22 protein-coding genes are annotated in these 25,185 nt (G+C 73.8%); 12 read left to right on the plus strand and 10 right to left on the minus strand.

What is annotated here, in order from left to right; all coding sequences use genetic code 11:
- Positions 1–22 precede the first annotated feature (22 nt).
- Positions 23–499 (plus strand): MarR family winged helix-turn-helix transcriptional regulator, encoded by a 477-nt coding sequence (locus J5Y05_RS16760; protein ID WP_210873174.1) that lies wholly within the window; start codon positions 23–25, stop codon positions 497–499.
- A gap of 10 nt (positions 500–509) precedes the next feature.
- Here J5Y05_RS16760 and J5Y05_RS16765 read toward each other — a convergent pair whose 3' ends face one another.
- Positions 510–2,057, minus strand: a complete 1,548-nt coding sequence (locus J5Y05_RS16765; protein ID WP_210873176.1) for a sensor histidine kinase — start codon at positions 2,055–2,057, stop codon at positions 510–512.
- A complete protein-coding gene (locus J5Y05_RS16770; protein ID WP_210873178.1) occupies positions 2,054–2,773 on the minus strand; it encodes a response regulator transcription factor in 720 nt (239 codons plus the stop codon). Before J5Y05_RS16770 ends, J5Y05_RS16765 begins: the two co-directional genes overlap by 4 nt.
- 116 nt (positions 2,774–2,889) lie before the next feature.
- Between J5Y05_RS16770 and J5Y05_RS16775 the strand changes: the two genes are divergently transcribed.
- On the plus strand, positions 2,890–3,513 hold the full coding sequence (locus tag J5Y05_RS16775; RefSeq protein ID WP_210873180.1) for a PepSY domain-containing protein: 624 nt from the start codon (positions 2,890–2,892) through the stop codon (positions 3,511–3,513).
- 112 nt (positions 3,514–3,625) lie between these two features.
- Here J5Y05_RS16775 and meaB read toward each other — a convergent pair whose 3' ends face one another.
- Both meaB and J5Y05_RS16785 read right to left on the minus strand, forming a co-directional pair.
- Positions 3,626–4,582 carry a methylmalonyl Co-A mutase-associated GTPase MeaB gene (meaB, locus tag J5Y05_RS16780; protein ID WP_210873182.1) on the minus strand — a complete coding sequence of 319 codons (957 nt, stop codon included), beginning with the start codon at positions 4,580–4,582 and terminating at the stop codon, positions 3,626–3,628.
- Positions 4,583–4,667: 85 nt separating this feature from the next.
- Positions 4,668–5,873, minus strand: a complete 1,206-nt coding sequence (locus J5Y05_RS16785; protein ID WP_210873185.1) for an acetyl-CoA C-acetyltransferase — start codon at positions 5,871–5,873, stop codon at positions 4,668–4,670.
- Positions 5,874–6,022: 149 nt separating this feature from the next.
- Between J5Y05_RS16785 and mce the strand changes: the two genes are divergently transcribed.
- From mce to J5Y05_RS16820, 7 genes are all read left to right on the plus strand, one after another.
- Entirely contained in the window at positions 6,023–6,463 is a 441-nt protein-coding gene (gene mce, locus J5Y05_RS16790) for a methylmalonyl-CoA epimerase (RefSeq protein ID WP_210873187.1), read from the plus strand.
- A gap of 232 nt (positions 6,464–6,695) precedes the next feature.
- Positions 6,696–10,544: a polarized growth protein Scy gene (scy, locus tag J5Y05_RS16795; RefSeq protein ID WP_210873190.1), complete on the plus strand. Its 3,849-nt coding sequence runs from the start codon at positions 6,696–6,698 to the stop codon at positions 10,542–10,544.
- A gap of 192 nt (positions 10,545–10,736) precedes the next feature.
- Positions 10,737–11,672, plus strand: a complete 936-nt coding sequence (locus J5Y05_RS16800) for a coiled-coil domain-containing protein (RefSeq protein WP_210873192.1) — start codon at positions 10,737–10,739, stop codon at positions 11,670–11,672.
- A gap of 96 nt (positions 11,673–11,768) precedes the next feature.
- A complete protein-coding gene (locus J5Y05_RS16805) occupies positions 11,769–12,776 on the plus strand; it encodes an ATP-binding cassette domain-containing protein (protein ID WP_210873194.1) in 1,008 nt (335 codons plus the stop codon).
- Entirely contained in the window at positions 12,773–13,549 is a 777-nt protein-coding gene (locus J5Y05_RS16810) for an ABC transporter permease (protein ID WP_210873196.1), read from the plus strand. The genes J5Y05_RS16805 and J5Y05_RS16810 overlap by 4 nt, the downstream gene beginning before the upstream one ends.
- A 283-nt stretch (positions 13,550–13,832) precedes the next feature.
- Entirely contained in the window at positions 13,833–15,050 is a 1,218-nt protein-coding gene (locus J5Y05_RS16815; RefSeq protein WP_210873198.1) for an ABC transporter ATP-binding protein, read from the plus strand.
- Positions 15,047–15,898, plus strand: coding sequence for an ABC-2 transporter permease (locus J5Y05_RS16820; RefSeq protein ID WP_210873200.1), 852 nt, complete (start codon positions 15,047–15,049; stop codon positions 15,896–15,898). The genes J5Y05_RS16815 and J5Y05_RS16820 overlap by 4 nt, the downstream gene beginning before the upstream one ends.
- An 8-nt stretch (positions 15,899–15,906) precedes the next feature.
- Here the strand turns inward: J5Y05_RS16820 and J5Y05_RS16825 are convergent, their stop codons facing one another.
- Positions 15,907–16,239, minus strand: a complete 333-nt coding sequence (locus tag J5Y05_RS16825) for an Rv1322 family protein (protein ID WP_210873202.1) — start codon at positions 16,237–16,239, stop codon at positions 15,907–15,909.
- Positions 16,240–16,503: 264 nt separating this feature from the next.
- Here J5Y05_RS16825 and J5Y05_RS16830 point away from each other — a divergent pair, with 264 nt between their 5' ends.
- Entirely contained in the window at positions 16,504–17,532 is a 1,029-nt protein-coding gene (locus tag J5Y05_RS16830) for an LLM class flavin-dependent oxidoreductase (protein WP_210873204.1), read from the plus strand.
- 194 nt (positions 17,533–17,726) lie between these two features.
- On the opposite strand, the gene J5Y05_RS16835 is transcribed toward J5Y05_RS16830, so the two are convergent.
- Positions 17,727–18,119: an SCO5389 family protein gene (locus tag J5Y05_RS16835; RefSeq protein ID WP_210873206.1), complete on the minus strand. Its 393-nt coding sequence runs from the start codon at positions 18,117–18,119 to the stop codon at positions 17,727–17,729.
- 280 nt (positions 18,120–18,399) lie between these two features.
- On the opposite strand from J5Y05_RS16835, the gene nucS reads away from it, so the two are divergent.
- Positions 18,400–19,071 carry an endonuclease NucS gene (nucS, locus tag J5Y05_RS16840; RefSeq protein ID WP_210873208.1) on the plus strand — a complete coding sequence of 224 codons (672 nt, stop codon included), beginning with the start codon at positions 18,400–18,402 and terminating at the stop codon, positions 19,069–19,071.
- A gap of 109 nt (positions 19,072–19,180) precedes the next feature.
- On the opposite strand, the gene J5Y05_RS16845 is transcribed toward nucS, so the two are convergent.
- From J5Y05_RS16845 to J5Y05_RS16855, 3 genes are all read right to left on the minus strand, one after another.
- A complete protein-coding gene (locus tag J5Y05_RS16845; RefSeq protein WP_210873211.1) occupies positions 19,181–21,796 on the minus strand; it encodes an ATP-binding protein in 2,616 nt (871 codons plus the stop codon).
- A 321-nt stretch (positions 21,797–22,117) separates the two neighbouring features.
- On the minus strand, positions 22,118–22,441 hold the full coding sequence (locus J5Y05_RS16850; protein WP_210873213.1) for an STAS domain-containing protein: 324 nt from the start codon (positions 22,439–22,441) through the stop codon (positions 22,118–22,120).
- Between the two features lie 184 nt (positions 22,442–22,625).
- On the minus strand, positions 22,626–23,474 hold the full coding sequence (locus J5Y05_RS16855) for a 3-hydroxyacyl-CoA dehydrogenase family protein (protein WP_210873215.1): 849 nt from the start codon (positions 23,472–23,474) through the stop codon (positions 22,626–22,628).
- 433 nt (positions 23,475–23,907) lie between these two features.
- On the opposite strand from J5Y05_RS16855, the gene J5Y05_RS16860 reads away from it, so the two are divergent.
- Positions 23,908–24,480, plus strand: coding sequence for a cob(I)yrinic acid a,c-diamide adenosyltransferase (locus tag J5Y05_RS16860; protein ID WP_210873217.1), 573 nt, complete (start codon positions 23,908–23,910; stop codon positions 24,478–24,480).
- 27 nt (positions 24,481–24,507) lie between these two features.
- Here J5Y05_RS16860 and J5Y05_RS16865 read toward each other — a convergent pair whose 3' ends face one another.
- A complete protein-coding gene (locus J5Y05_RS16865) occupies positions 24,508–25,092 on the minus strand; it encodes a hypothetical protein (protein ID WP_210873219.1) in 585 nt (194 codons plus the stop codon).
- Positions 25,093–25,185: the final 93 nt, after the last annotated feature.

A 25,185-nucleotide genomic window follows, 5' to 3' on the forward strand; every position in this document is an offset into this window, starting at 1 on the left:
ACCTTTTAGGTAGACTTCATTCATGGAGACCGAGACGGCCACCCGCTGGCTGACCGACACCGAGCAGTGTGCGTGGCGCACCCACCTGGATGTCAACAGGCTGTTGACGTACCAGCTCGAAAAGGATCTGCAGCCGTTCGGCCTGACGATGAACGACTACGAGATCCTGGTGAACCTCTCCGAGTCGGAGGACGACCGGATGCGGATGAGCGACCTCGCCTCCGCCACCCTCCAGTCCAAGAGCCGCCTCTCCCACCAGATCACCCGCATGGAGAACGCGAACCTGGTCCGCCGGGAGAACTGCGAGTCCGACCGCCGGGGGCTGTACGCCGTCCTCACCGAGCACGGCCGGGAGACCATGCGGAAGGTGGCCCCCCACCATGTCGCCTCGGTCCGCAGGCACTTCATCGACCTGCTGGACCCCGAGGCCCTGACCGAGCTGGACAAGGCCCTCAAGCCCATCGCCGAGCACCTGCTCGGGCAGCGCGGACGCCCCTGAGCGCCGCCGGCTAGGCGAGCGGCAGGCGGAGTGCGAAGAGGGCTCCGCCTGCCGGGGCGTCCCCCACCGTGAGCGTGCCGCCGTGCCGGACGGCCACGTCGCGGGCGATGGCGAGCCCCAGCCCGGCCCCTCCCTCGTCCCGGCCGCGGGCCTCGTCGAGCCGGACGAAGCGCGCGAAGATCCGCTCCCGGTCGGCCGCCGGCACCCCCGCCCCGTCGTCCGCGACGCCGACCACCGCCGTGCCGCCCTCCCGGCGCACCGACACCTCCACCGTCGTACGGGCGTGCCGGGCCGCGTTGTCGAGCAGGTTGGCCAGCACCCGCCCGAGCTGCCCGCGCGAGCCGGACACCGCCACCGCCTCCTCGCCGCGCACGGTGACCCCGGCCCGGCCCCGGGCCTCCTCGCGGGCCAGGGCGAGGAGATCGACCCGGGCACCGGCGGGCCGCTCCCCCGCGTCGAGCCGGGCGAGCAGCAGCAGGTCGGCGGCGAGCCGCTGGAGCCGTACCGTGTCCTCCACCGCGCCGTCCAGGTCGAGCAGGCCGGGGTGGGCGGCGCCGACCTCCAACTGGGTGCGGAGCGAGGCGATCGGGCTGCGCAGTTCGTGGGAGGCGTCGGCGACGAAACGCCGCTGGCGCTCCACCGAGGTCTCCAGGGCGGCCAGCGTCTCGTTGGTGGTCAGGGCGAGCCGGGCCACCTCGTCGTGGGTGGCGGGCACGGGGACCCGGCGGGTCAGGTCCTCGGAGGCGGTGATCGCCGCCATCTCCCGGCGGATGCCCTCCACCGGGCGCAGCGCGCGCCGGGTGACCAGCCAGGTCACGCCCGCGACGACGGCGAGCAGCAGCGGGAAGCCGATCAGCATGACGGTCAGCGCGGTGCGTACGGCGCCCTGCTCGGCGGCGAGGGGGGCGCCCGCGTGGACGGTGAGGCGGCCCCGGTCCTCGGTCTCGACGGGGACGGCGACGAACCGGTAGTCCTCCGTCTCCCCGTCGACGGTCGCCCGGCCGTCCCGGACGTCGGTGCGCGCGCCGATCTCCCCGGGGGCGAGCGGCTGCCGGGCGGCGGCGCGGTCGTCGTCATCGTCGTCGCGGTCGTCGTCATCGTCATGGTCGTCGCGGTCGTCGCGGTCGTCGCCGCGGCCGTCGTCATCGCGGTCGTCGTCGCGGTCGTCATCGTCGTCCCGGCCGCCGGACGCGCCGTCGCGGGAGCCGGAGCCGGCGGTGGCGGTGGCGGTGGCGGACGGGTGCGGGCGGACCTGGGCGATGCCGGTGCCCCGGACCGCCTCCAGGTCCTCGCTGGCGGCGACCAGCCGGCCGTCCTCGTCGACCACCTGCACCGGCCGGTCGTCCGCGTCCAGCGACAGCCGGTCGTACGCCGTCCCGACCGCGAGTTCGGCCGCGATCTCCCGGGCGGTGCGCTCCGCCCGGACGCCCGCCTCGCCGAGCAGGTTGGCCCGCAGGGAGAGCAGTACGGCGGCCCCGGCGGCGAGCAGGGCGAGGGCGACCACGAGGGTGGCGCCGAGCGTGGCCCGCGCACGGACCGAACCGAGGAGCCGGCTCATCCCCCGGCCTCCAGCCGGTACCCGGCGCCGCGCACGGTGCGGATCAGCCCGGGGCGCAGCTTGCGCCGCAGGGCGCTGACGTACACCTCGACGATGTTGGGGTCGCCCTCGTAGGCGAAGTCCCAGACCTGCTCCAGGATCTCCGCCTTGGACACCACCTGCCCGGCGCGCAGCACCAGTTCCTCCAGGACGGCGAACTCCTTGGCGGTGAGGGCGACCTCGGAGCCGTCCAGGAGGACGCGGCGGGCCGAGGTGTCGACCCGCAGGTCGCCGAGGACGTGGACCGCGCGGAGGCCGGACGCCTCCCCGCGCCGCAGCAGCGCCTTCACGCGGGCGACGAGGACGACGTAGGAGAAGGGTTTCGTCAGGTAGTCGTCGGCGCCGGTGTCGAGGCCCTCGGCCTCGTCGTACTCGCCGTCCTTGGCGGTGAGCATGAGGATCGGCACGGCGTGGCCGGCGGCGCGCAGGGCGGCGCAGACCCGGTAGCCGTTGAGGCCGGGCAGCATGATGTCGAGGAGCACGAGGTCGTACGCGCCCTCCGAGGCCCGCCGCAGCCCCTCGTGCCCGTCGTGGACGACGTCCACGGCGTACCCCTCGGCGGTCAGGCCCCGGGCGAGGGAGACGGCGAGGCGCCGCTCGTCCTCGACGATCAGCAGGCGCGGCGGGCGGCGCGGGGCGCCGGGGGCGGGGTGGTGGTGGCTGGCGGGTGGGCGCATGGGTAAAGGGTGGCAAAGCCGACCTGAAGAACCCTTCAGGGGGCTTCAGGTTCTCCTCAGCGTCGGTCGGCGACAGTGAGATCACAGGAATTCGACCGACTCGGGGAGAAACAGGCATGAAGCGCAACATCGTGATCGCCGCCGTGGCCGCCGCCGTCGTGATCGGAGGCGGTGCCGCGACGGCCCTGGCGACCGGGGGCGAGGACGGGTCCGCCGCGCACCGGGCGGAGGTGCGGGCCGCGGACGCCCGGGTGAGCGCCGACCGCGCGCCGGAGGACCGCGGGGGCGGCTCCGCGCGGGTGGACGCGGCCGAGGCCATCGCCGCGGCGCTGCGCCACACGCCGGGCACGGCCGTCTCGGCCGAGCTGGACGACGCCGACGACGCGGGCGGCCGGCTGGTCTGGGAGGTCGACGTGCTGACCGGCGGCGGAGAGTGGCGTCAGGTCCTGGTCGACCCGGCGGACGGCCGGGTGCTCGGCTCGCACCGGGAGCACGAGGACGACACGGCCGAGGTGCGCTCCGCCCTGAAGGGCACCTCCGTCGACGCGGCCGGCGCGGCGCGGGCGGCGGCCGGCAAGGGCACGGTGACCTCGGTCGAACTGGACGAGGACGGCCGCGTACCCGCCTGGGAGGTCGAGACCCGCGCCTCGGGCCACGACGACGACCACGACTGGCGCGTCGACCTCCGCACGGGCGAGGTGACCCGCGACCACTCGGACGACGACGGCGACGACGACTGACGCGGTGGCGGGGGCCGGGGCTTCGAGGCCGGGCCCGGGGGGCGGCCGAGCCGCCCCCCGGGTGACCGGACAACCGTATGACCGTACGACCGTACGACCCGCCCGGCGGGCCTCAGCTCTTCGTGAGGCCCGCCACCAGTTCGTCGGCGGCGCGGTACGGGTCCAGTTCGCCGGCGACGATGCGCTCCGCGAGGGCGCCGAGGCGGCGGTCGCCGCGCAGGTCGCCGATGCGTTCGCGCAGGGCGGTGACCGCGATGGCCTCCACCTCGCGGGCGGCCCGCACCCGGCGCCGTTCCGCGAGCACGCCCCGCTCCTCCATCCAGGCGCGGTGCTTCTCCAGCGCCTCGACGACCTCGTCGACGCCCTCGCCGCGCGAGGCGACCGTCTTCACGATCGGCGGGCGCCAGTCGCCGGGTGCGCGGGCCTCGCCCAGGCCCAGCATGTGGTTCAGCTCCCGGGCCGTCGCGTCCGCGCCGTCCCGGTCGGCCTTGTTGACCACGTAGACGTCGCCGATCTCCAGGATGCCCGCCTTGGCGGCCTGGATGCCGTCGCCCATGCCCGGGGCGAGGAGGACGACGGAGGTGTCCGCCTGGGAGGCGATGTCCACCTCCGACTGCCCCACGCCGACCGTCTCCACGAGGATCACCTCGCACCCCGCCGCGTCCAGCACCCGGATCGCCTGCGGCGCCGCCCAGGCGAGGCCGCCGAGGTGGCCTCGGGTGGCCATCGAGCGGATGTAGACGCCCGGGTCGGAGGCGTGCTCGGACATCCGGACCCGGTCCCCGAGCAGGGCCCCGCCGGAGAACGGCGACGAGGGGTCGACGGCCAGCACGCCGACCCGCCGGCCCTGCTTGCGGTAGGCCGTGACCAGCGCCGACGTGGACGTCGACTTGCCCACGCCCGGCGAACCGGTGAGGCCGACCACGTACGCCCCGCCGGTCAGCGGAGCCAGGGCCGCCATCACCTCCCTGAGCTGGGCGGACGCCCCCTCCACCAGGGAGATCAGCCGGGCCACGGCCCGGGGCCGGCCTTCCCTGGCCTGGGCGACCAGTGAGGAGACGTCCTGCATCACAGCTCCGTTCCGGGGAGAGCGGGGGTCACGTCGTCGTAGGGGCGGACGGGAGGAGGCGCGGACGGGAGGAGGCGCGGGCGCGTCAGGACTTCGGCACGCGCACGATCAGCGCGTCGCCCTGGCCACCGCCGCCGCACAGGGCCGCCGCGCCGACCCCGCCGCCGCGCCGCTTCAGCTCCAGCGCCAGGTGGAGCACGAGCCGGGCGCCCGACATGCCGATGGGGTGGCCGAGGGCGATGGCACCCCCGTTGACGTTCACCTTTTCGGTGGACACGCCGAGATCCTTCATGGACTGGACGGCGACCGCGGCGAACGCCTCGTTGATCTCGATCAGGTCCAGGTCCGCGACGTCGAGGCCCTCCTTGCCGAGGGCGTGCCGGATGGCGTGGGAGGGCTGCGACTGCAAAGAGTTGTCCGGACCGGCCACGTTGCCGTGGGCGCCGATCTCCGCGATCCAGGCGAGGCCCAGCTCCTCGGCCTTGGCCCTGCTCATGACGACCACGGCCGCCGCGCCGTCGGAGATCTGCGAGGAGGTGCCCGCGGTGATCGTGCCGTCCTTGGCGAAGGCCGGGCGCAGCCGGCCCAGCGACTCGGCGGTGGTGTCGCCGCGGATGCCCTCGTCCTTGCTGAACAGCACCGGGTCGCCCTTGCGCTGCGGCACCTCGACCGGGGTGATCTCGGCCTCGAAGAGACCGTTCTTCTGGGCGGCGGCGGCCCGCTGGTGCGAGAGGGCGGCGATCTCGTCCTGCGCCGGGCGGGCGATGCCGAGCCGCGCGTTGTGCTTCTCGGTCGACTCGCCCATGGCGATGCCCTCGAAGGAGTCGGTCAGGCCGTCGTGGGCCATCGCGTCCAGCATCTCGACGGCGCCGTACTTGTAGCCCTCGCGGGACTTGGGCAGCAGGTGGGGCGCGTTGGTCATGGACTCCTGGCCGCCGGCGACGACGATGTCGAATTCACCGGCGCGAATGAGCTGGTCGGCCAGAGCGATGGCGTCCAGCCCGGACAGGCACACCTTGTTGATCGTGAGCGCCGGGACGTTCATGGGGATGCCGGCCTTCACGGCGGCCTGCCGGGCGGGGATCTGGCCCGCGCCGGCCTGGAGCACCTGCCCCATGATCACGTACTGGACCTGGTCGCCGCCGATCCCCGCCCGGTCCAGGGCCGCCTTGATGGCGAAACCGCCGAGGTCGGCGCCGGAGAAGGACTTCAGCGAGCCGAGCAGCCGCCCCATCGGGGTGCGGGCACCCGCGACGATGACGGAGGTCGTGCCGTTCGTTGCAGAAGACATGAGGTGCGATCCCCTTTTCCGGCCCGCACAGGCCGAGGAGTGAACGAGGGTTTACTCGAATGTACTGAGCGGTACCCCGCCCGTCATCGTGCCGTCGGTGTGATCGCGCGCACGTTGCGTAACCACCTCCGGAGCGCTGCACTGAAACCATGCTGACCCGAATCGACCACATCGGAATCGCCTGCCACGACCTGGACGCGACCGTCGCCTTCTACCGTGCCACCTACGGCTTCGAGGTGTTCCACACGGAGGTCAACGAGGAACAGGGCGTGCGCGAGGCCATGCTCAAGATCAACGATACGTCGGACGGCGGTTCGACCTACCTCCAGCTCCTCGAACCGGTCCGCGAGGACTCCACCGTGGCGAAGTGGCTCGCCAAGAACGGCGAGGGCGTCCACCACATCGCCTTCGGTACGGGGGATGTGGACGCCGACGCGGCGGACATCCGGGAACGCGGGGTACGCGTTCTGTACGACGAGCCCCGGCGGGGTTCCATGGGGTCGCGGATCACCTTCCTGCACCCCAAGGACTGCCATGGCGTACTGACAGAACTGGTCACTTCGGCGGCCGTTGAGTCACCTGAGCACTGACCTCCGTACATAAGGGCCGGTAGGGTTGGGTGCGGTCGCCGCTCAGTCCGGGGTGACCCGGTCCTGTCGTCGTCGGCGCCGGGACCGCCGGGGTCGTGTTTCGGGGGGCGGGCGACGGGGCGGCAGCCCATGCTCCGCCGTTGATCTGACACCATTCCCGGGGGCACCGTCGGGTGGGCGGACGGGGCTCGTTCGGAGTTGTTTGCGACCAGGGGACGGATGGGACCGCGCAGTGCGGGGCTACGAGAGCCAGGAGCGAGAGCCGGCGGCTGACGTCGACCACCTCTCTCGGTTCGAGGCCGAGATGAAGCGGCTGAAGACCGACCGGGAAAAGGCGATCCAGCACGCCGAGGACCTCGGCTACCAGGTCGAGGTGCTGCGCGCCAAGCTGCACGAGGCGCGGCGCACCATCATGTCCCGGCCCGCCTTCGACGGCGGCGATCTCGGGTACCAGGCCGAGCAGTTGATGCGCAACGCGCAGATGCAGGCCGACCAGTTGCGCGCCGACGCCGAGCGGGAGCTGAGCCAGGCGCGGGCGCAGACGCAGCGCATCCTCCAGGAGCACGCCGAGCAGGCCGCGCGGCTCCAGGCCGAACTGCACCAGGAGGCGGTGACCCGGCGCCAGCAGCTCGACCAGGAGCTGGCCGAGCGCCGGCAGACCGTCGAGTCGCACGTCAACGAGAACGTGGCCTGGGCCGAGCAGTTGCGCGCCCGCACCGAGCAGCAGGCCCGGCGGCTCCTGGACGAGTCCCGCGCCGAGGCCGAGCAGGCCATGGCCGCCGCCCGCGCGGAGGCCGAGCGGCTGACCGCCGAGGCCCGCCGCCGGCTCCAGAGCGACGCGGAGAGCGCCCGCGCCGAGGCCGAGCAGCTCCTGCGCCGGGCCCGCGCGGACGCCGAGCGCCTGCTGAACGCCGCCTCCAGCCAGGCCCAGGAGGCCACCGACCACGCCGAGCGGCTGCGCACCTCCACCGCGAGCGAGTCGGAGTCCGCCCGCCGCCAGGCCCAGGAGCTGAGCCGGGCCGCCGAGCAGCGCATGGCCGAGGCCGACGAGGCGCTGCGCAAGGCCCGGACCGAGGCCGAGAAGCTGGTCGTCGAGGCCGAGGAGTCCGCCGCCAAGGCGCTCGCCGGCGCCGAGTCGGCCAACGAGCAGCGCACCCGCACCGCCAAGGAGCAGGTCGCCCGGCTGGTCAGCGAGGCCACCAAGGACGCCGAGACCACCAAGGCCGAGGCCGAGCAGCTGGTCGCGGACGCCCGCGCCGAGGCCGAGAAGATCGTCACCGAGGCCGCCGAGAAGGCCCGTACGCTCACCGCGGAGGAGTCCGCGACCCAGCTCTCCAAGGCGGCCAAGACCGCCGAGGACGTGCTCGACAAGGCGTCCGAGGAGGCGAAGCGGACCACCCGGGCCGCCGCTGAGGAGGCCGAGCGCATCCGCGGCGAGGCCGAGGCGGAGGCCGACCGGCTGCGGGCCGAGGCGCACGACATCGCCGCGCAGCTCAAGGGCGCGGCGAAGGACGACACCAAGGAGTACCGCGCCAAGACCGTCGAGCTCCAGGAGGAGGCCCGGCGGCTGCGCGGCGAGGCCGAGCAGTTGCGCGCCGACGCGGTCGCCGAGGGCGAGAAGATCCGCGCCGAGGCCCGCAAGGAGGCCGTGGCGCAGATCGAGGAGGCCGCCCGGACCGCGGAGGAGCTGCTCGCCAAGGCCAAGGCCGACGCCGACGAGCTGCGCCAGACCGCGACCACCGACAGCGAGAAGGTCCGCACCGAGGCCATCGAGCGGGCGACGGCCCTGCGCCGGCAGGCCGAGGAGACGCTGGAGCGCACCCGCGCCGAGGCCGAGCGGCAGCGCGTGGAGGCGAGTGAGCGGGCCGAGGCGCTCCAGGAGGAGGCCGAGAAGGCCGCCCGCGAGCTGCGCGAGGACGCCGAGCGGGCCGTGGAGGCCCGGAAGGCGGAGGCCGCCGGGGAGCTGACGCGGCTCCAGTCGGAGGCCGAGGAGCGCCGTACCGCCGCCGAGCAGGCGCTGGCCGAGGCCCGCGAGGAGGCCGAGCGCATCCGCCGGGAGGCCGGCGAGGAGGCCGAGCGGCTGCGCACCGAGGCCGCCGAGCGTGTCCGTACGCTCCAGAAGCAGGCCGAGACGGAGGCCGAGCGGCTGCGTACCGAGGCCGCCGCCGACGCGTCCGCCTCCCGCGCCGAGGGCGAGGCCGTCGCCGTACGCCTGCGGTCGGAGGCCGCGAGCGAGGCGGAGCGGCTGAAGACGGAGGCGCAGGAGAGCGCGGACCGGGTCCGGGCCGAGGCGCAGACCGCCGCCGAGCGCATCGCCGCCGAGGCGTCCGAGGCGCTGGCCGCCGCCCAGGAGGAGGCCGCCCGGCGCCGCCGCGAGGCCGAGGAGGTGCTCGGCTCCGCCCGTGAGGAGGCCGGCCAGGAGCGCGAGCGGGCCCGCGAGCAGAGCGAGGAACTGCTCGCCTCCGCGCGGACCCGCGTCGAGGAGGCACAGGCCGAGGCGGTGCGGCTGGTCGAGGAGGCCGACCGGCGCGCGACCGAGATGGTCTCCGCCGCCGAGCACCACGCCCAGCAGGTACGGGAGTCCGTCGCCGGGCTGCACGAGCAGGCCCAGGAGGAGATCGCCGGGCTGCGCAGCGCCGCCGAGCACGCCGCGGAGCGCACCCGCCGCGAGGCCGGGGAGGAGGCGGACCGGGTCCGCGCCGACGCCTACGCGGAGCGGGAGCGGGCGAGCGAGGACGCCGGACGGCTGCGCCGCGAGGCCCGCGAGGAGACCGAGGCGGCCACGTCGCTGGCCGAGCGGACCGTCTCCGAGGCGATCACCGAGGCGGACCGGGTACGTACGGAAGCCTCCGAGCACGCCCAGCGGGTGCGGACCGAGGCGGCCGACGCCATCGCCGAGGCCGAGCAGAACGCCTCCCGGACCCGGGCGGACGCCCGCGAGGACGCCAACCGCATCCGGTCCGACGCGGCGACGCAGGCCGACACCCTGATCACCGAGGCGCGGTCCGAGGCCGAGCGGCTGACGACCGAGACGGCCGCCGAGACGGAGCGGCTGCGCACGGAGACGGCCGCCGAGGCCGAGCGGCTGGTGTCGGAGGCGGCCGGGGAGGCGGAGCGGCTGCGGGCCGAGGCCGCCGAGACGGTCGGTTCGGCGCGGCAGCACGCCGAGCGGGTCCGCACCGAGTCCGAGCGGCTGCGGTCCGAGGCAGAGCGGGAGGCCGAGCGGGTCACCACGGCGGCGCGCGAGGAGGCCGAGCAGACCCTCGACGAGGCGCGCAAGGACGCCAACAAGCGGCGTTCGGAGGCGGCCGAGCAGGTCGACACGCTGATCAACGAGACCGCGTCGGAGGCGGACAAGCTGCTCACCGAGGCGCAGCAGCAGGCGCTGAAGACGACCGCGGACGCCGAGGCGCAGGCGGACTCGATGGTGGGCGCGGCCCGCAGCGAGGCCGACCGGATCGTGTCCGAGGCGACGGTCGAGGGCAACGCCCGGGTGGAGAAGGCCCGGACCGACGCGGACGAGCTGCTGGTCGGCGCGCGCCGGGACGCGACCGCCATAAGGGAGCGGGCGGAGGAGCTGCGCGACCGGCTGACCTCGGAGATCGAGGAGTTGCACGAGCGGGCCCGCCGGGAGGCCGCCGAGACCATGAAGTCGGCCGGCGACCGCTGTGACGCGCTGGTGAAGGCGGCCGAGGAGCAGCTCGCCAAGGCGCAGGCGAAGTCGAAGGAGATCGTCTCGGAGGCCAACTCCGAGGCGGGCAAGGTGCGCATCGCCGCGGTCAAGAAGGCCGAGGGGCTGCTGAAGGAGGCCGAGCAGAAGAAGGCCAAGCTCATCAAGGAGGCCGAGGAGCTGAAGGCCGAGGCGATCCGGGAGGCCCGGCGCTCGGTCGAGGAGGGCAAGCGGGAACTGGAGATCCTGGTGCGGCGCCGCGAGGACATCAACGCCGAGATCTCCCGGGTGCAGGACGTGCTGGAGGCACTGGAGTCCTTCGAGGCCCCGACGGGCGGCAAGGACAACGGGGTCAAGGCGGGCGCAACGGTGGGGGCCCCACGTTCGGGTGGCAAAACGTCAGACGGGTAGCCTTGGGGGCCAGTTACGTGTCTTCTTGTGACCTTTGGCCCGTTCCTTGGCAAGCCGTGCGCGGGTCCGCCACCCAAAAGGGGTGTCATTCTCCAGATCAAACGTGCATCCGCTCGATGACACACCGCATTGGCGCCTAGGATTCCCCCTATCACCTCACTACCTCACCGGTCTCTTTCGGACAGGAACCCCATGAGCGACACTTCCCCCTACGGCTTCGAGCTTGTGCGGCGTGGGTACGACCGCGCTCAGGTGGACGAACGTATCTCCAAGCTCGTCTCCGACCGTGACAGCGCTCTCTCCCGCATCACCGCCCTGGAGAAGCGCATCGAGGAGCTCCACCTCGAGACTCAGAACGCCCAGGCCCAGGTCAGCGACGCCGAGCCGTCGTACGCCGGTCTCGGAGCGCGGGTCGAGAAGATCCTGCGCCTCGCCGAGGAGGAGGCCAAGGACCTGCGCGAGGAGGCCCGCCGCGCCGCCGAGCAGCACCGTGAGCTGGCCGAGTCCGCGGCCCAGCAGGTGCGCAACGACGCCGAGTCCTACGCCACGGACCGCAAGGCCAAGGCCGAGGACGAAGGCGTCCGGATCGTGGAGAAGGCCAAGAGCGACGCGTCGCAGTTGCGCGCCGAGGCCCAGAAGGACGCGCAGTCCAAGCGGGAGGAGGCGGACGCGCTCTTCGAGGAGACCCGCGCCAAGGCCGCCCAGGCCGCCGCCGACTTCGAGACGAACCTCGCCAAGCGCCGTGAGCAGTCCGAGCGCGACCTCGCCTCGCGTCAGGCCAAGGCCGAGAAGCGCCTCGCGGAGATCGAGCACCGCGCCGAGCAGCTCCGCCTGGAGGCGGAGAAGCTGCGCACCGACGCGGACCGCCGCGCCCGCCAGACCGTGGAGACCGCGCAGCGCCAGGCCGAGGACATCGTCGCCGACGCCAACGCCAAGGCGGACCGGGTCCGTTCGGAGTCGGAGCGCGAGCTGGCGGCGCTCACCAACCGCCGCGACTCCATCAACGCGCAGCTCACCAACGTGCGCGAGATGCTGGCGACCCTCACGGGCGCCGCGGTGGCCGCGGCCGGCGCTCCGGCCGACGACGAGTCGGCCACCCGCGGGGTCCCGGCCCAGCAGTCGCGCTGACGCGCGACGTACATCGGCCGAACAACGCCGGAACAAGGACGAAGTCCTCTGTCACTGGGGTGGCAGAGGACTTCGTCGCGTTCTAGCGTGGACGGCATGATCGAGATCGAGGGGCTGACGAAGCGGTACGGCGAGAAGATGGCGGTGAACAACCTGACGTTCACCGTGCGCCCGGGGATCATCACCGGCTTCCTCGGGCCCAACGGCGCGGGCAAGTCGACCACCATGCGGATGGTGCTCGGACTGGACCGGCCCACCGCGGGTGACGTCCGGATCGACGGCAGGCGCTATGACCAGTTGAAGGACCCGCTCACCGTCGTCGGAGCCCTGCTGGACGCCAAGGCGGTGCACGGCGGGCGCAGCGCGTACAACCATCTGCTGTGCCTGGCGCAGGCCAACGGGATTCCGTCCCGCCGGGTGGGCGAGGTGCTGGACACGGTGGGTCTGACGCCGGTGGCGAAGAAGAAGGCCAAGGGGTTCTCCCTGGGCATGGGGCAGCGGCTCGGCATCGCCGGCGCGCTGCTCGGTGATCCGCGCATCCTGATGTTCGACGAGCCGGTCAACGGACTGGACCCGGAGGGCATCCACTGGATCCGCAACCTGATGAAGACGCTGGCCGGCCAGGGCCGGACGGTCTTCGTCTCCTCCCACCTGATGAGCGAGATGGCGCTCACCGCCGACCACCTGGTGGTCATCGGCCAGGGCCGGCTGCTGGCGGACACGTCCATGGCCGACTTCATCGCGCGCAACTCGCGCAGCTACGTCCGGGTCCGCACCCCGGAGCGGGAGCGGCTGCGCGACGCGCTGCACGAGGCGGGGCTGACCGCCGTCGAGGCGGGCGAGGTGCTGGAGGTCGAGGGGGACGCCTCGGAGTCGGTCGGCGAACTGGCCGCGCGCAAGGGCATCGTGCTCCACGAGCTGAGCCCGCAGCGGGCCTCGCTGGAGGAGGCGTTCATGGGACTGACGGCGGAGTCGGTCGAGTACCACGCCCACGGCGGGCAGCCACCGGCGGGACCGGGGCCGGAACAGGCCGCGGTGATCCCGGGTCCGCCCGGGGACGGTGCGGCACAGCAGCAGTGGGGCAGCGAGTGGAGGCAGCGATGAGCACGGCGCCGGCGCAGGTCGTCCGGTCCGAGTGGACCAAGATCCGTTCGGTGGCGTCCACGGTGTGGACGCTCTCCCTCGCCGTGGTCGTCACGGTCGCCCTCGGCATGCTGATCTCGGCGCTCTCCAAGAGCGAGTTCGGCAATCTGAGCGCGCGTGACCGGCTCTCCTTCGACCCGACGTACATCAGCTTCGCCGGGATGAGCCTCGGCCAGTTGGCGATGATCGTGTTCGGGGTGCTGGTGGTCGCCAACGAGTACAGCTCGGGCATGATCCGCACCTCGCTGGCGGCCGTGCCGCAGCGGGCGACCTTCCTGTTCAGCAAGGTCGCGGTGGCGACGGCGCTCGCGCTGGTGGTCGGGATGGCGACCAGCTTCGTGACCTTCTTCCTGGGCCAGGCGATGCTGGGCGACCTGCGGGCGTCGATCGGCGACCCGGGCGTGCTGCGCGCGGTCTTCGGCGGGGGTCTGTACATGACCCTCATCGCCATGTTCTCCATGGGCGTGGCCGCGATGCTGCGCTCGCCGATGCTCTCGCTCGGCATCCTGATGCCGTTCTTCTTCCTGATCTCCGGCATCCTGGGCGCCGTCTCGGCGACGAAGAAGGTCGGCCGGTTCCTGCCGGACCAGGCGGGCAGCAAGATCATGCAGGTGGTCACGCCGGTCGGGGACGACACGCCGTACGGGCCCTGGGGCGGCCTCGGCATCATGGCGCTGTGGGTGCTCGCGGCGCTGGCCGGCGGCTACCTCGTCCTCCGGCAGCGGGACGCGTAGCCCGCGCCCGGCCGCGGACGGGTCCCCCGGGCGGGGCGGGAGCCGCCCGGGGGACCGTGACGAACTGATCAGAACCGGTCCGCGATCGATCCGGAAGTCTCCCGCCGGACTTCCGCGGACTCGTCCGGACTCACCCCGACCGCTCCGATGTCGCTTCCGGACCGCTTCGGACACGGCGGGATTTTGCTCGCACTTGAACGGAACCGTCAGCCGCTCGATAAGCTCCTAACCCTTACGGGGGGCGTGTGCCCCGCTGTCCTGAACCTTCCGATGGGTGCGGAGCATGATCGAAGCAGTCGGCCTGACCAAGCGCTACGGCGACAAGACCGCTGTGGACGAGCTGTCCTTCCAGGTGCGGCCCGGCGCCGTCACCGGCTTCCTGGGCCCGAACGGCTCGGGCAAGTCCACCACGATGCGGATGATCCTCGGCCTGGACAACCCCACCGCGGGTCACGTGACGATCGGCGGCTTCCCGTACCGCAAGCTGCCCAACGCCCCCCGCCAGGTCGGCGCCCTCCTCGACGCCAAGGCCGTGCACGGCGGGCGCACCGCCCGCAACCACCTGCTGAGCCTCGCCCAGCTCTCCGGCATCCCCGACCGCCGGGTCGACGAGGTGCTCGGCGTGGTCGGCCTCCAGCACGTGGCCCGGCGCCGCTCCAAGGGCTTCTCCCTCGGCATGGGCCAGCGGCTCGGCATCGCCGCCGCCCTGCTCGGCGACCCCCAGGTGCTCCTCTTCGACGAGCCGGTCAACGGCCTCGACCCCGAGGGCATCCTCTGGGTGCGCAACCTGATGAAGGCGCTCGCGGCGGAGGGGCGGACGGTCTTCGTCTCCTCCCACCTGATGAGCGAGATGGCGCTCACCGCCGACCACCTGATCGTCATCGGCCGCGGCCGGCTGCTCTCCGACATGAGCGTGACCGAGTTCATCTCGGCGAACTCCGCCGACTTCGCCCGGGTCCGCACCCCCGACGACGAACCGCAACTGCGCGAGAAGCTGACCGCCGCGCTGACCGGGGCCGGCGGCCACGTACTGCCCGAGCAGGACGGCGCGCTGCGCGTGACCGGGCTGCCGCTCCCCCGCATCAGCGACGTGGCGCACGAGACCGGCGTACGGCTGTGGGAGCTCTCCCCGCACCAGGCGTCGCTGGAGGAGGCGTACATGCGGATGACGCAGGGCGCCGTGGACTACCGCTCGACGATCGACGAGAAGGCCGGCCTCCGGCAGCCGCTGCCGCCCGGCGCGCAGCCGCCGATGCCGGTGCCCGGCCAGGGCCAGCCCAACTGGTACGCCCCGCCGCCGCCGCACCCCGGGCACAACGGCCACGCGGCCCCGGCCCCCGCTCCGGTACCGCAGAACCCGTACGCCGCCCCGAGCGCCCCGGCGGCCCCCCAGGCCCCGCCTGCCGCCGCCCCCGCCGCACCGGCCCCGCCGTCCTCCGGCCCCGCCCCCGCGGCCCCCGCGCCCACCACCGACCCGACCACGCCCGAGGACGCCCGATGAGCACGCCCCAGCCCCCGGCGGCACAGGCCGCGCCCGGTCAGCCGTACCCCGTCTACACCTCGCCGATCCCGGTGGTGCGCACCCACCTCGGGCATGCCGTCGCCTCCGAGTGGACCAAGATCCGTTCGGTGCGCTCGACCGTGTGGACGCTGGGCGTCTTCATCCTGCTCGTCGTCGGCATCGGCATGCTGACCGGCGTCGTGGTCTCCGCCTCCTCGTCGAGCCTGAACGGGGAGAACGCCCTCGGCCTCGGCTTCTTCGGCCTGCTGCTGGGCAGCATGTGCCTGATCACGCTGGGCGTCATGACCACCGCCTCGGAGTACGGCACCGGCATGGTGCGCACCACCATGACCGCCTGCCCCACCCGCGGCCGGGTGCTCGCGGCGAAGGGGATCGTCTTCTTCCTGGTGGCGTTCGCGGTGACGCTGGTCTCCACCACCCTCATCGCGCTCGCACACGTGGCGATGACGCGGGACAACGGCGCGGTGGACCCGACCGGCGCGGAGTGGCTGAAGGGCACCGTCGGCGTCTCGCTCTACGTGGCGCTGCTCGGGCTGCTCTCGCTCGCCGTCGGCTCGGTGGTCCGGCACTCGGCGGGCGCCATCACCATCATGATCGGCGCCGTGCTGGCCCCGCTGGTGGTCGCGCTCTTCATGTTCGCGGAGTCCCTGGAGGACGTGCGGATGGCCCTGTTCGAGTACTCGATCCCGAACCAGATGAGCATCTTCTACGCGAACTCCCTCTCCGAGACCGGCCCGTCCGGCTGGGACCCGCTGTGGATCATGCTCGGGGTGACGGTCGCCGTCTTCGCGGGAGCCTTCGCCCTGCTGGAGAAGCGGGACGTCTGACCGGTTCCTCAGAACCTGGGCGCGTTACGGGACCGCCGCACCCGCGTGGTGCGGCGGTCCCGCGCGTTCCAGCAGGCGGTGTGCCAGTGCCGGCGGTCGTCCACGCCGGAGTGCTCCGGCCAGGCCACCACGTGCGGGACACCGTCCGGGATCGCCTGGTCGCAGCCGGGGCAGCGGTAGGACTTGCCGCGGGAGCTGGCGCCGGCCACGTGCCGCACGCTCCACTCCTCGCCGCGCCAGCCGGCCGAGGTCTGCCAGCCCCCGTAGCGGCCCGCGTCCTCGTCCGCGTCGCCGCGGGCGGCCGAGCGGGGTCCCTTGGGTCGGTTACGGCGCGGGGACACGGGACACCTCACGGAAGCTCTGGGGGACGGAACGGGCCGCGTCCAGCGTACGCGGCGCGCACCGGGGTCCGCGGACAACGCGGACATCGCCCGCCGCCACAACACCCCCCGCGCCGGGCCCTGTCGGGGCGTCCGGGGGCCCGCCGGACGCGCATTCAACAGACAATCGGCAAATCTCTTCGCCGCCCCGTGTCCTCGGCACGTGTCAGACGGTTATGCCTGGCGGGGGAGCTCCGTGTCGGAGCCGAGGAAGCAGGAAGAGCAATGCGCGTTGGAAGTTTCGTGTTGGGCGCCCAGTTCCCGGGCCAGGGCCAGGGAGAGGCGCTGCACCGCGCGGTCCGCTCGGCCGAGGTCGCCGAGGAGTCGGGTCTCGACACGGTCTGGCTGGCCGAGCACCACTTCGTGCCGTACGGCACCTGTCCGTCGGCCGTCACCCTGGCCGCGCTGCTGCTGGGCCGCACCCGCCGCATCCGGGTCGGCACGGCGGTGAGCGTGCTGCCCACCGTCCACCCCGTCGCCCTCGGCGAGCAGGCGGCGCTGCTCCACGTCACCAGCGGCGGCCGGTTCTCGCTGGGCGTGGGCCGGGGCGGCCCCTGGATCGACCTGGAGGTGTTCGGCACCGGCCTCGCGGCGTACGAGGAGGGGTTCCCGGACTCCCTCGACCTGCTGCTGCGCTGGCTGCGCGAGCCGGCCGTCGGCTCCGCGGGCGACCGCTTCCGGTTCCGCGAGGTGCCGGTCGTGCCGCGCCCCTCCCAGTCGCTGACGGAGACCGCGGGGCCCGAGGTCGTCGTCGCCTGCACCTCCCCGGCGAGCGTGCGCCTGGCCGCCGAGCGGGGCCTGCCGATGCTGCTCGGCATGCACGTCGGGGACGAGGAGAAGACCGAGATGATCGCCGAGTGGCGGCGCCACGCGCGGGCGGCCGGACGCCCCGGCGAGGAGATCGACGGCGCGGCCCATGTCTCGGCCGGCGTCTGCCAGATCGCCGACCGGCGCGCGGACGCCGCCGAGACGCTGCTCAAAGCGATGCCGGGCTGGCTGCGCCAGGGCCTGGGCGCCCACGTCACGGTGGACGGCCGCGCCCGGCGGATGCGCGACCCGTACGCGTACACCGAACTGCTCTGCGGGCTGCACCCGGTGGGCACCCCCCGGCTCTGCGCCGACCGGCTCGCCGCGACCAGTGAACGCACCGGCATCTCCCGCTTCGCCCTGCTCGTCGAGGGCTCCGGGGACCTCGCGGCCACGGAGGAGAACGTCCGGCGGCTCGGCACCGAGGTCCTCCCTCACCTGCGCTGAGCGGCCCCCGGCGGGACCCGCCCACCGGGCCCGCCGGACCGGGGAAACCGGGCGGACCGGGCGGACCGGAGGGACGGGGCGGACCGTGCGGACCGGGCGGACCGGGCGGAGGGGGCGGCCGGGGCGGAGAGCCCGCCGCTCCGGTACGCGTCGCGCCTTGGGCGTACCGAGCGGCGGGCGGGCGATCGTGGGCGTCAGCAGTCCCGCAGCTCCGGCGACTGGTTCAGCAACTGGTTGCGCACCGAGGTGAAGCGGGCCAGCGTCTCGTCGACGGAGGAGTCCAACGGGAACACCGCCACCCGGTGGCAGTTCTGGAAGGCCAGCCGCACACCGAAGTGCCGTTGCAGCGCGCCGCGAATGGCGTCACTCGCCAGGGCGCGCAGCAGTTGGCCGCGCGCGTGCTCGTCCGGCGGGGGCGTCTGGTTGTCGGCGAACTGTCCGCCGTCCACCTTCAGCTGCGCCACCAGGGAACTAATCATCTCCCACGCGAAGGGCAGGGAGGTCCGGACGCAGTCGACGAAGTCTGCTTCGTCGACCTCGCCTCGCTCGGCCTGTTCGAGTAGGGCCGGTGAGACGTCGAGCGACATGAGTTCTCCTCTCGCACCCCCGACCAGCAGGGGTTGCCGGACAGTGAAGGGAGCGCGCGATGTCGAACACGCTGCGTACACGTATCGCGACCTCCCGTTCACTACCGTAAGCAGCCGAACGTAACCGCACCAGGAGATTGCCTAGATGGGGACCATCGGGTAGGCACACAATCGGCCAGTGGGCATCATGGGGCCAATGGGAGAAGTGGGACGCCGCCGGAACCGGTCCCGGCGGAGGCGGATCGCGCCGGGGCGGGGGTGTCCAGTAGCGTTGCCGACCATGCGTCTCGTCATTGCCCGCTGCTCCGTCGACTACGCCGGGCGGCTCACCGCACATCTGCCCTCGGCACCCCGGCTGATCCTGGTCAAGGCGGACGGCAGCGTCTCGATCCATGCCGACGACCGGGCGTACAAGCCCCTCAACTGGATGTCGCCGCCGTGCACGTTGAAGGAGGGCGCGGGGGACGAAGCGGGCGTCTGGACCGTCGTCAACAAGGCGGGCGAGAAGCTCATCATCACGATGGAGGAGGTTCTGCACGACTCCTCGCACGAACTCGGCGTCGATCCGGGCCTGATCAAGGACGGCGTGGAAGCACACCTCCAGGAGCTGCTCGCCGACCGCATCGACACCCTCGGCGAGGGCTACACGCTGATCCGGCGCGAGTACCCGACCGCCATCGGGCCGGTCGACATCCTGTGCCGGGACGCCGAGGGGCGGACCGTCGCCGTGGAGATCAAGCGGCGCGGTGAGATCGACGGCGTGGAACAGCTCACGCGCTACCTCGACCTGCTCAACCGCGACCCCCATCTCGCCCCGGTGCGCGGGGTCTTCGCCGCGCAGGAGATCAAGCCGCAGGCCCGCGTGCTCGCCACCGACCGCGGCATCGGCTGCCAGGTGCTGGACTACGACGCCCTGCGGGGCATCGAGGACGACAAGCTGCGGCTGTTCTGACACACCGCGGGGATCGCACGGCGCGAGGGCCGGGTCCGTACGGCGGACCCGGCCCTCGCGCCGTCCCCGGGCTCCGCGGAGCCCGCGTGGCGCCGGTGTGCCCGGTGCCTCAGATGACCTGATCCGGGGCCGGGTCCTGCGGGCCCTCGCTCGCGGTGGCGCTCTGCGAGGCGGAGGCGCCCGCGCTCTCGGGCACGCCGCTCGGGGCGGGGCCGCTCGCGCTCGTCGACGTCTCCGGCGGCGGCTCCGTCTCGGTCTCGGTGGGCGTGCCGGGGCCGGGCGGCTCGCTCTCGGTGGGCGTCGTGCCCGGGTCGGAGGGCTCGCTCCGGGTGGGCTTCGGCGACGACGGCGCGGACGAGGACGGCTTGCCGGAGGGCCGGGACGGCGTGCTGCCGGGGGTCCCGTCGTCGTCCTCTCCCCCGGTGCCGGGGGTGGTCTCCTCGCCGGAGGGCTCGGCCGACTCGCTCGGCGAGGGGTCGCCGGAGGTGAGGGTGGCGTCGGCGCCCGGTTCGGACGGACCGCCGCTCGCGCGACCGGCGCCGGGGTCGCCGTCGCCGTCCTCGGCCGGCCGGTCGGCGCCGAGCGGGTCGTCGTCGATGCCCTGGCTGGCCGACGGGTTGACGCCGACCTGATCGGACGGGTCGACGTCGTTGTCGGAGGTGGCGCCCAGGGTCACCACGGTGCCGAGGACCGCGACGAGCAGCGCGCCCGCCCCGGCGGCGACCAGGTTGCGGCGGGCGAAGCCCTTGATGCCGCCGCCCGGCGTCTTGTGGCCGGGCCCCTCGGCACCCTCCTGGCGGCTGACGAGCGCCGGGGAGTACGGGGAGGGCCGCAGCGGCGGGAAGGGCGCGGCCGTGCCCGGCGGCGCCGGCACCGGCTCCTGCGCCAGCGTCACCGCCTCGTCCGCCGCCGAGCCCGGGAAGGCTGCGGCGCCGAGGACGGCGGTGCCGGTGCCGGCGCCCGGGGTGTCCCCGGAGCGGTCGGCGACCAGGGCGAGGGCACGGCGGCCCGCGACGGCGCCGCGCTTGTCGGAGAGGGCGCCGCGCAGCCCGATGGACGCCTCCAGCTCGGCGCGGGCCCGGTCGAGGTGTCCCTCGCACAGCGCGAGGACGCCCAGTTCGTGGTGGAAGTACGCCTGTTCGGCGACGTCTCCGGCGAGGCGGGCGGCCTCGGCGCCGGAGCGCAGCGCCCGTTCCCAGGCGCCCCAGTGCTGTCCGGCGGCGAAGGCGGGCGCCGCGGCGCGGGCCAGCCGGACGGCGGGGCTCTCCTCGCCCTCGGCGGGCGGCACCGTCTCCGGCACCAGCGGGGTGAGGGCGGCGAGCACGGCGTCGGCCTCGGCCGCGACGCGTTCCGGGGTGACCGAGGGGTGCGCGGCCCACCAGGCGTAGTGCCGGGCGGCGGTCAGCGCGCGGGCCGTGAGGTCGTCGGCGTATCCGGCGTTCTCCAGTTGGGCGAGGACACCGGCGGCCAGGCGGTAGCGGGGACCGACCGGCGAGACCAGTCCGCAGTCGGCCAGCTCGCCGAGGGCGGCGTCGGCGTGGGTGTCGCCGACCAGGGCGGGCAGGTGGGCCTGGTGGGGCACCTCGCCGCCGAGCGCGACGGCGAACTCCAGCGTGGCGCGGGCCGAGGCGCTGAGCCGGGAGGCGAGCAGCGGGGCGGGGGCGGCGGCCTCGCCGAGCGAGGGCAGCGGCGTCTCGTCGGCCTCGGCGGGCTCGCCGGCCGGCTCCTCGTCGGGCCTGGCGCCGGGTCCGGTGAGGGCGTCGGCGCGGGCCTCGGGCCGGGCGTCGGCGAAGACGCCGAACTCGTCGACGGCCTCGGCGTCGGCCCGCAGCCGGTCGCGCCGGCGCAGCAGGGCACCGGCCTGCACGAAGCGCAGCGGCAGTCCCTCGGACTCGAACCAGAGGTCGCCGGCCCAGTTGGACTCGGCCTCGGTCAGGGAGCGTCCGGCGGCGCGCTCCAGCAGTTCCACGCTGTCGGAGCGGTCCAGTCCGGTGAGGAAGACCTCCTCGACGGCGGAGTCGGCGGAGGGGCCGGGCACGTCGGGGGTGGCGGCGACGAGGAAGGCGCACTCGGGGGTGGCGTCCAGCAGTTCGTCGAGGGCGGTGCCGCCGATCTCGGCGTCGTCCAGGACGACGACGGCGCCGGTCTCCCGCAGCCGGCCGAGGAGTTCGTCCCGGCCGGGGCGGTGGTCCGGGGCGCGGTGGACGGCGTGGAAGAGGTCGTACAGCAGTTCGTCGGCGGTGCGGTGGAAGCCGCTGAGCCGGACCACGCCGTCGGGGGCGAGGTCGGCGCAGTCCTCGGCGACGAGGTCGAGGAGGCTGGTGCGGCCCGAGCCGGCCGGGCCGGTGAGGCGGACGGAGCGGCCTCGGGCGAGCAGCCGTACCAGGCGCTCGCGTTCGTCCTGGCGGGCCAGGAGGGAGAGCGCGGGCCGGGAGGGGCCCGGCGGGGCGGGCGGCCGGGCGGCCTGGGCGGCGGCGGCGCGTTCGGCCGCGGTGCGCTTGGCGGGGCCCACCGGCAGGTCGGCCGGCGGGCAGACCTCGATCTCGCTGCCGTCGACGGGGTTGACGGTGAGCAGGAGGTCGCCGGAGACCAGCCGCGCGGTGCGGGCGAGCGCCGGCGGCTGTCCGAAATCGGAGGTGAGGGGGTCCCTGGGCGGGCGGGGGCGCGGCGTGTGGCCGTCGCCGCCCTGGCCGTACTCCTCGGGTCCCCGGTCGATCGGGTCCATAGGTCCAAGCCCCCAAAAGCGTCGTGTGCCGGTTCCCCCGGTCGGGACCACCCTCCCGGCCGTGCCGCACTCCGCGCTGTCGCCTCTGGTCCGGGCCCGCCCAGTGGGTTTCGCAAGGCGGCGGGCAGCCAGACCCTAAACCGTCGCTCGGTGTCTTCGACAGCCCGGGGTGCCGACCGGACCGCAACGTCATGGTCTCGTGGGGATTGCGTGCGTCGGGGCGTTTCGCCGAAGGGTGTCCGTATCCGTCCGGCCCGCGGCCCCGCCCTCGCGGCCCGCGGCGCCCCGGCCTCGGCGCGGTGGCGCCGACCGGAGCGGGGGTCACACTCGGGGCAGGCTCTCCACGCCGAGGCCGCCCTCGATGGCCAGGATGCGGTGGAGCCGGGTGGCCACCAGCAGGCGCTGCATCTGCGGCGGGACGCCGCGCAGCACCAGGCGCCGGCCGCAGCGGCCGGCCCGCCGGTGGGCCCCCATGATCACACCGAGTCCGGTGGCGTCCCAGGAGTCCAGTTCTGACAGGTCGAGCACGAGGTCGCCGACTCCGTCGTCGACGGCCGTGTGCAGGACCGTACGGGCGTCCGCCGCGCTGCGGACGTCGAGGCGGCCCCCGACGACCAGCTCGACGTGGTCGCCCCTGATATGCATATGCGCTCCCCGGCGTGCGTTTCGTGCTCCGTGATGTGGTCAGTGAGAGGTGCTGGAGGTGCTCTCTCGGCGATATCAGGTGACGCCCCCTCTGACTGGCCGAAACGACCGAGGGTTGCCGCCTGTAAGCGAACCGATACCGAATTCACCCCGCCGTGTGATGTCCCCCGGGGCGAAGGGAGCCTCAGTGGGTGTAGAAGCCCTGCCCGCTCTTGCGGCCGATGTCACCGGCGTCCACCATCCGGCGCATCAGCTCCGGCGGGGCGAACTTCTCGTCCTGGGACTCGGTGTAGATGTTGCTCGTGGCGTGCAGCAGGATGTCCACGCCCGTCAGGTCGGCGGTGGCCAGCGGCCCCATGGCGTGGCCGAAGCCCAGCTTGCAGGCGAGGTCGATGTCCTCGGCGCTGGCGACGCCCGACTCGTAGAGCCTGGCGGCCTCGACCACGAGGGCCGAGATCAGACGGGTGGTCACGAAGCCGGCGACGTCGCGGTTGACGACGATGCAGGTCTTGCCGGTCGACTCGGCGAACTCCCGTGCGGTGGCGAGGGTTTCGTCACCGGTCTTGTAACCGCGCACCAGCTCGCACAGGCCCATCATGGGCACCGGCGAGAAGAAGTGGGTGCCGACGACCGCCTCCGGGCGCTCCGTCACGGCCGCGATCTTGGTGATCGGGATGGCGGAGGTGTTGGACGCGAGGATCGCCCCGTCCTTCACCAGTTTGTCGAGGGCGCGGAAGATCTCGTGCTTGACCTCCAGCTTCTCGAAGACCGCCTCGACGACGACGTCCGCGTCGGCGGCGGCCTCCAGCTCGGTGGTCGCGGTGATGCGGGCGAGGGCGGCCTCGGCGTCGGCGGCCTCCATCCTCCCCTTGGCGACGAACTTGTCGTACGAGGCCCGGATGCCGTCGGTGCCGCGCCTGAGCGCCTCGTCGGTGACGTCCCGCAGGACGACCTCCCAGCCCGCCTGCGCGGAGACCTGGGCGATGCCGGACCCCATGAGACCGGCTCCGATGACGGCGAGCTTCCGTGCCACTGTGCGACTCCCCTGATGCGCGCTCCCGAGACCCCGTCGCCGCCCGTGCTCCGTACGCCGGCACCGCGGCTCCCGGCGGCGCCCGGCCCGTGCGGTGGCGGGGCCCGGAACGCCTTCGCGGCACGGCCGCGCACACCGGGGCGGCGCGGTGGGCGTGCGGACGGGAGGCGGCGGAGGGATCTACTCTCTCGGCCGGACATTAGCGGGCGGGAGGCCCTGTGTGACCGGTTAGTAACGCGCGTCACGTCTCACATGACGGACATCACACCGGCGAGTGTCATTCCACGCCGCGTACGGCGTAGTTGAGCACCTTCCGGCGACCTCCGCGAGGGTCACGGCGTCGAAGCCGCGTTCGAGGAACGGCCCCGTGACCGTCGGCGGGCGGGCCTTCGGCGCCGTGAGGGGGTGAGGGCGGGCCCACTACGCTGGGGCCATGGTCAAGCTGACGCGCATCTACACCCGGACCGGCGACCAGGGCACCACCGCCCTCGGGGACATGAGCCGGGTCCCGAAGACCGACCTCAGGATCTCCGCGTACGCCGACGCCAACGAGGCCAACGCGGTCATCGGCACGGCCGTCGCCCTCGGCGCGCTGCCCGAGGAGGTCGTCGAGGTCCTCGTCCGCGTCCAGAACGACCTGTTCGACGTGGGCGCGGACCTGTCCACGCCGGTGGCGGAGAACCCGCCGTACCCGCCGCTGCGGGTCGAGCAGTTCTACGTCGACAGGCTGGAGGCCGACTGCGACCGCTTCCTGGCCGAGCTGGAGAAGCTGCGCTCCTTCATCCTGCCCGGCGGCACCCCGGGCGCGGCGCTGCTGCACCAGGCGTGCACGGTGGTCCGGCGCGCGGAGCGCTCCACCTGGGCGGCGCTGGAGGCGCACGGCGAGACGATGAACCCGCTGACGGCGACGTACCTCAACCGCCTGTCGGACCTGCTCTTCATCCTCGCCCGCACCGCCAACAAGGAGGTCGGGGACGTGCTGTGGGTGCCCGGCGGGGAGCGCTGAGGCAGACGCCGCCCGGCCCGGAGGCCGTCACCGGCGGGCGCCCTCACCGTCCCCGCCCCGGGCTGCCGGGGCCGTCCCGGCGGGGGCCTTCTTCGGAAAGACCAGGTAGGTCAGCGCGATCAGGCCGTGGATCAGGGTGACCCTCCAGGCCATCGCCTGCCAGCTCTCCAGCGGGCCGGTTCGGGCGGGATCGCCCACGTACCACATCGCGGCCCGCAGCAGCACGGTCGCCGTGACCGCGCCGAGCAGGGTGCCGAGCCAGACCACGCCCTCGTGGCGCGCGCGGGGCAGGCCGTGACGGGGCGGACCGGCCGGCTTCGGCCGCCCGCCCAGCCGGTGGGCGGCGTGGCCGTCGAGCCAGCGCACGGTGCGGTGACCGTGGCCGACGGTGTAGCCGATGTAGAGCGCCGCGAGGCCGTGCGCCCAGTCCGGTGCGGCACCCGCGCGCAGGTCCAGCGCGGTGGCCACCAGGAGCACGACCTCCAGCAGCGGCTCGCACAGCAGCAGCGCCAGGCCCGTGCGGGGCATCCGCAGCAGGTAGCGGCAGGCCAGCCCGGCCGCCAGCAGCACCCAGAAGCCGGTCTCACAGGCGATGATCAGCGCGACGATCACGGTTGGCTCCCCTCGGTCACCCCTCCAGCCTCCCGTGCCGTCCGGGCCCGGACGTCGTCGCCGGTGACGACCTTCCGGTACATCGAAAGTCGC

This window comes from Streptomyces tagetis (assembly GCF_018069565.1).
Taxonomy (GTDB): domain Bacteria; phylum Actinomycetota; class Actinomycetes; order Streptomycetales; family Streptomycetaceae; genus Streptomyces; species Streptomyces tagetis.

Bases quoted from the DNA above. Each gene is read 5' to 3' on its own strand.
- J5Y05_RS16785 (WP_210873185.1), bottom strand. From the start codon at position 5,873: ATGTCTTCTGCAACGAACGGCACGACCTCCGTCATCGTCGCGGGTGCC.
- J5Y05_RS16835 (WP_210873206.1), bottom strand. From the start codon at position 18,119: ATGTCGCTCGACGTCTCACCGGCCCTACTCGAACAGGCCGAGCGAGGC.
- J5Y05_RS16830 (WP_210873204.1), top strand. From the start codon at position 16,504: ATGCGCGTTGGAAGTTTCGTGTTGGGCGCCCAGTTCCCGGGCCAGGGC.
- J5Y05_RS16850 (WP_210873213.1), bottom strand. From the start codon at position 22,441: ATGCATATCAGGGGCGACCACGTCGAGCTGGTCGTCGGGGGCCGCCTC.
- meaB (WP_210873182.1), bottom strand. From the start codon at position 4,582: ATGCAGGACGTCTCCTCACTGGTCGCCCAGGCCAGGGAAGGCCGGCCC.
- J5Y05_RS16845 (WP_210873211.1), bottom strand. From the start codon at position 21,796: ATGGACCCGATCGACCGGGGACCCGAGGAGTACGGCCAGGGCGGCGAC.
- J5Y05_RS16760 (WP_210873174.1), top strand. From the start codon at position 23: ATGGAGACCGAGACGGCCACCCGCTGGCTGACCGACACCGAGCAGTGT.
- nucS (WP_210873208.1), top strand. From the start codon at position 18,400: ATGCGTCTCGTCATTGCCCGCTGCTCCGTCGACTACGCCGGGCGGCTC.
- J5Y05_RS16800 (WP_210873192.1), top strand. From the start codon at position 10,737: ATGAGCGACACTTCCCCCTACGGCTTCGAGCTTGTGCGGCGTGGGTAC.
- J5Y05_RS16805 (WP_210873194.1), top strand. From the start codon at position 11,769: ATGATCGAGATCGAGGGGCTGACGAAGCGGTACGGCGAGAAGATGGCG.
- J5Y05_RS16770 (WP_210873178.1), bottom strand. From the start codon at position 2,773: ATGCGCCCACCCGCCAGCCACCACCACCCCGCCCCCGGCGCCCCGCGC.
- J5Y05_RS16810 (WP_210873196.1), top strand. From the start codon at position 12,773: ATGAGCACGGCGCCGGCGCAGGTCGTCCGGTCCGAGTGGACCAAGATC.
- J5Y05_RS16820 (WP_210873200.1), top strand. From the start codon at position 15,047: ATGAGCACGCCCCAGCCCCCGGCGGCACAGGCCGCGCCCGGTCAGCCG.
- J5Y05_RS16765 (WP_210873176.1), bottom strand. From the start codon at position 2,057: ATGAGCCGGCTCCTCGGTTCGGTCCGTGCGCGGGCCACGCTCGGCGCC.
- J5Y05_RS16775 (WP_210873180.1), top strand. From the start codon at position 2,890: ATGAAGCGCAACATCGTGATCGCCGCCGTGGCCGCCGCCGTCGTGATC.
- J5Y05_RS16860 (WP_210873217.1), top strand. From the start codon at position 23,908: ATGGTCAAGCTGACGCGCATCTACACCCGGACCGGCGACCAGGGCACC.
- mce (WP_210873187.1), top strand. From the start codon at position 6,023: ATGCTGACCCGAATCGACCACATCGGAATCGCCTGCCACGACCTGGAC.
- J5Y05_RS16815 (WP_210873198.1), top strand. From the start codon at position 13,833: ATGATCGAAGCAGTCGGCCTGACCAAGCGCTACGGCGACAAGACCGCT.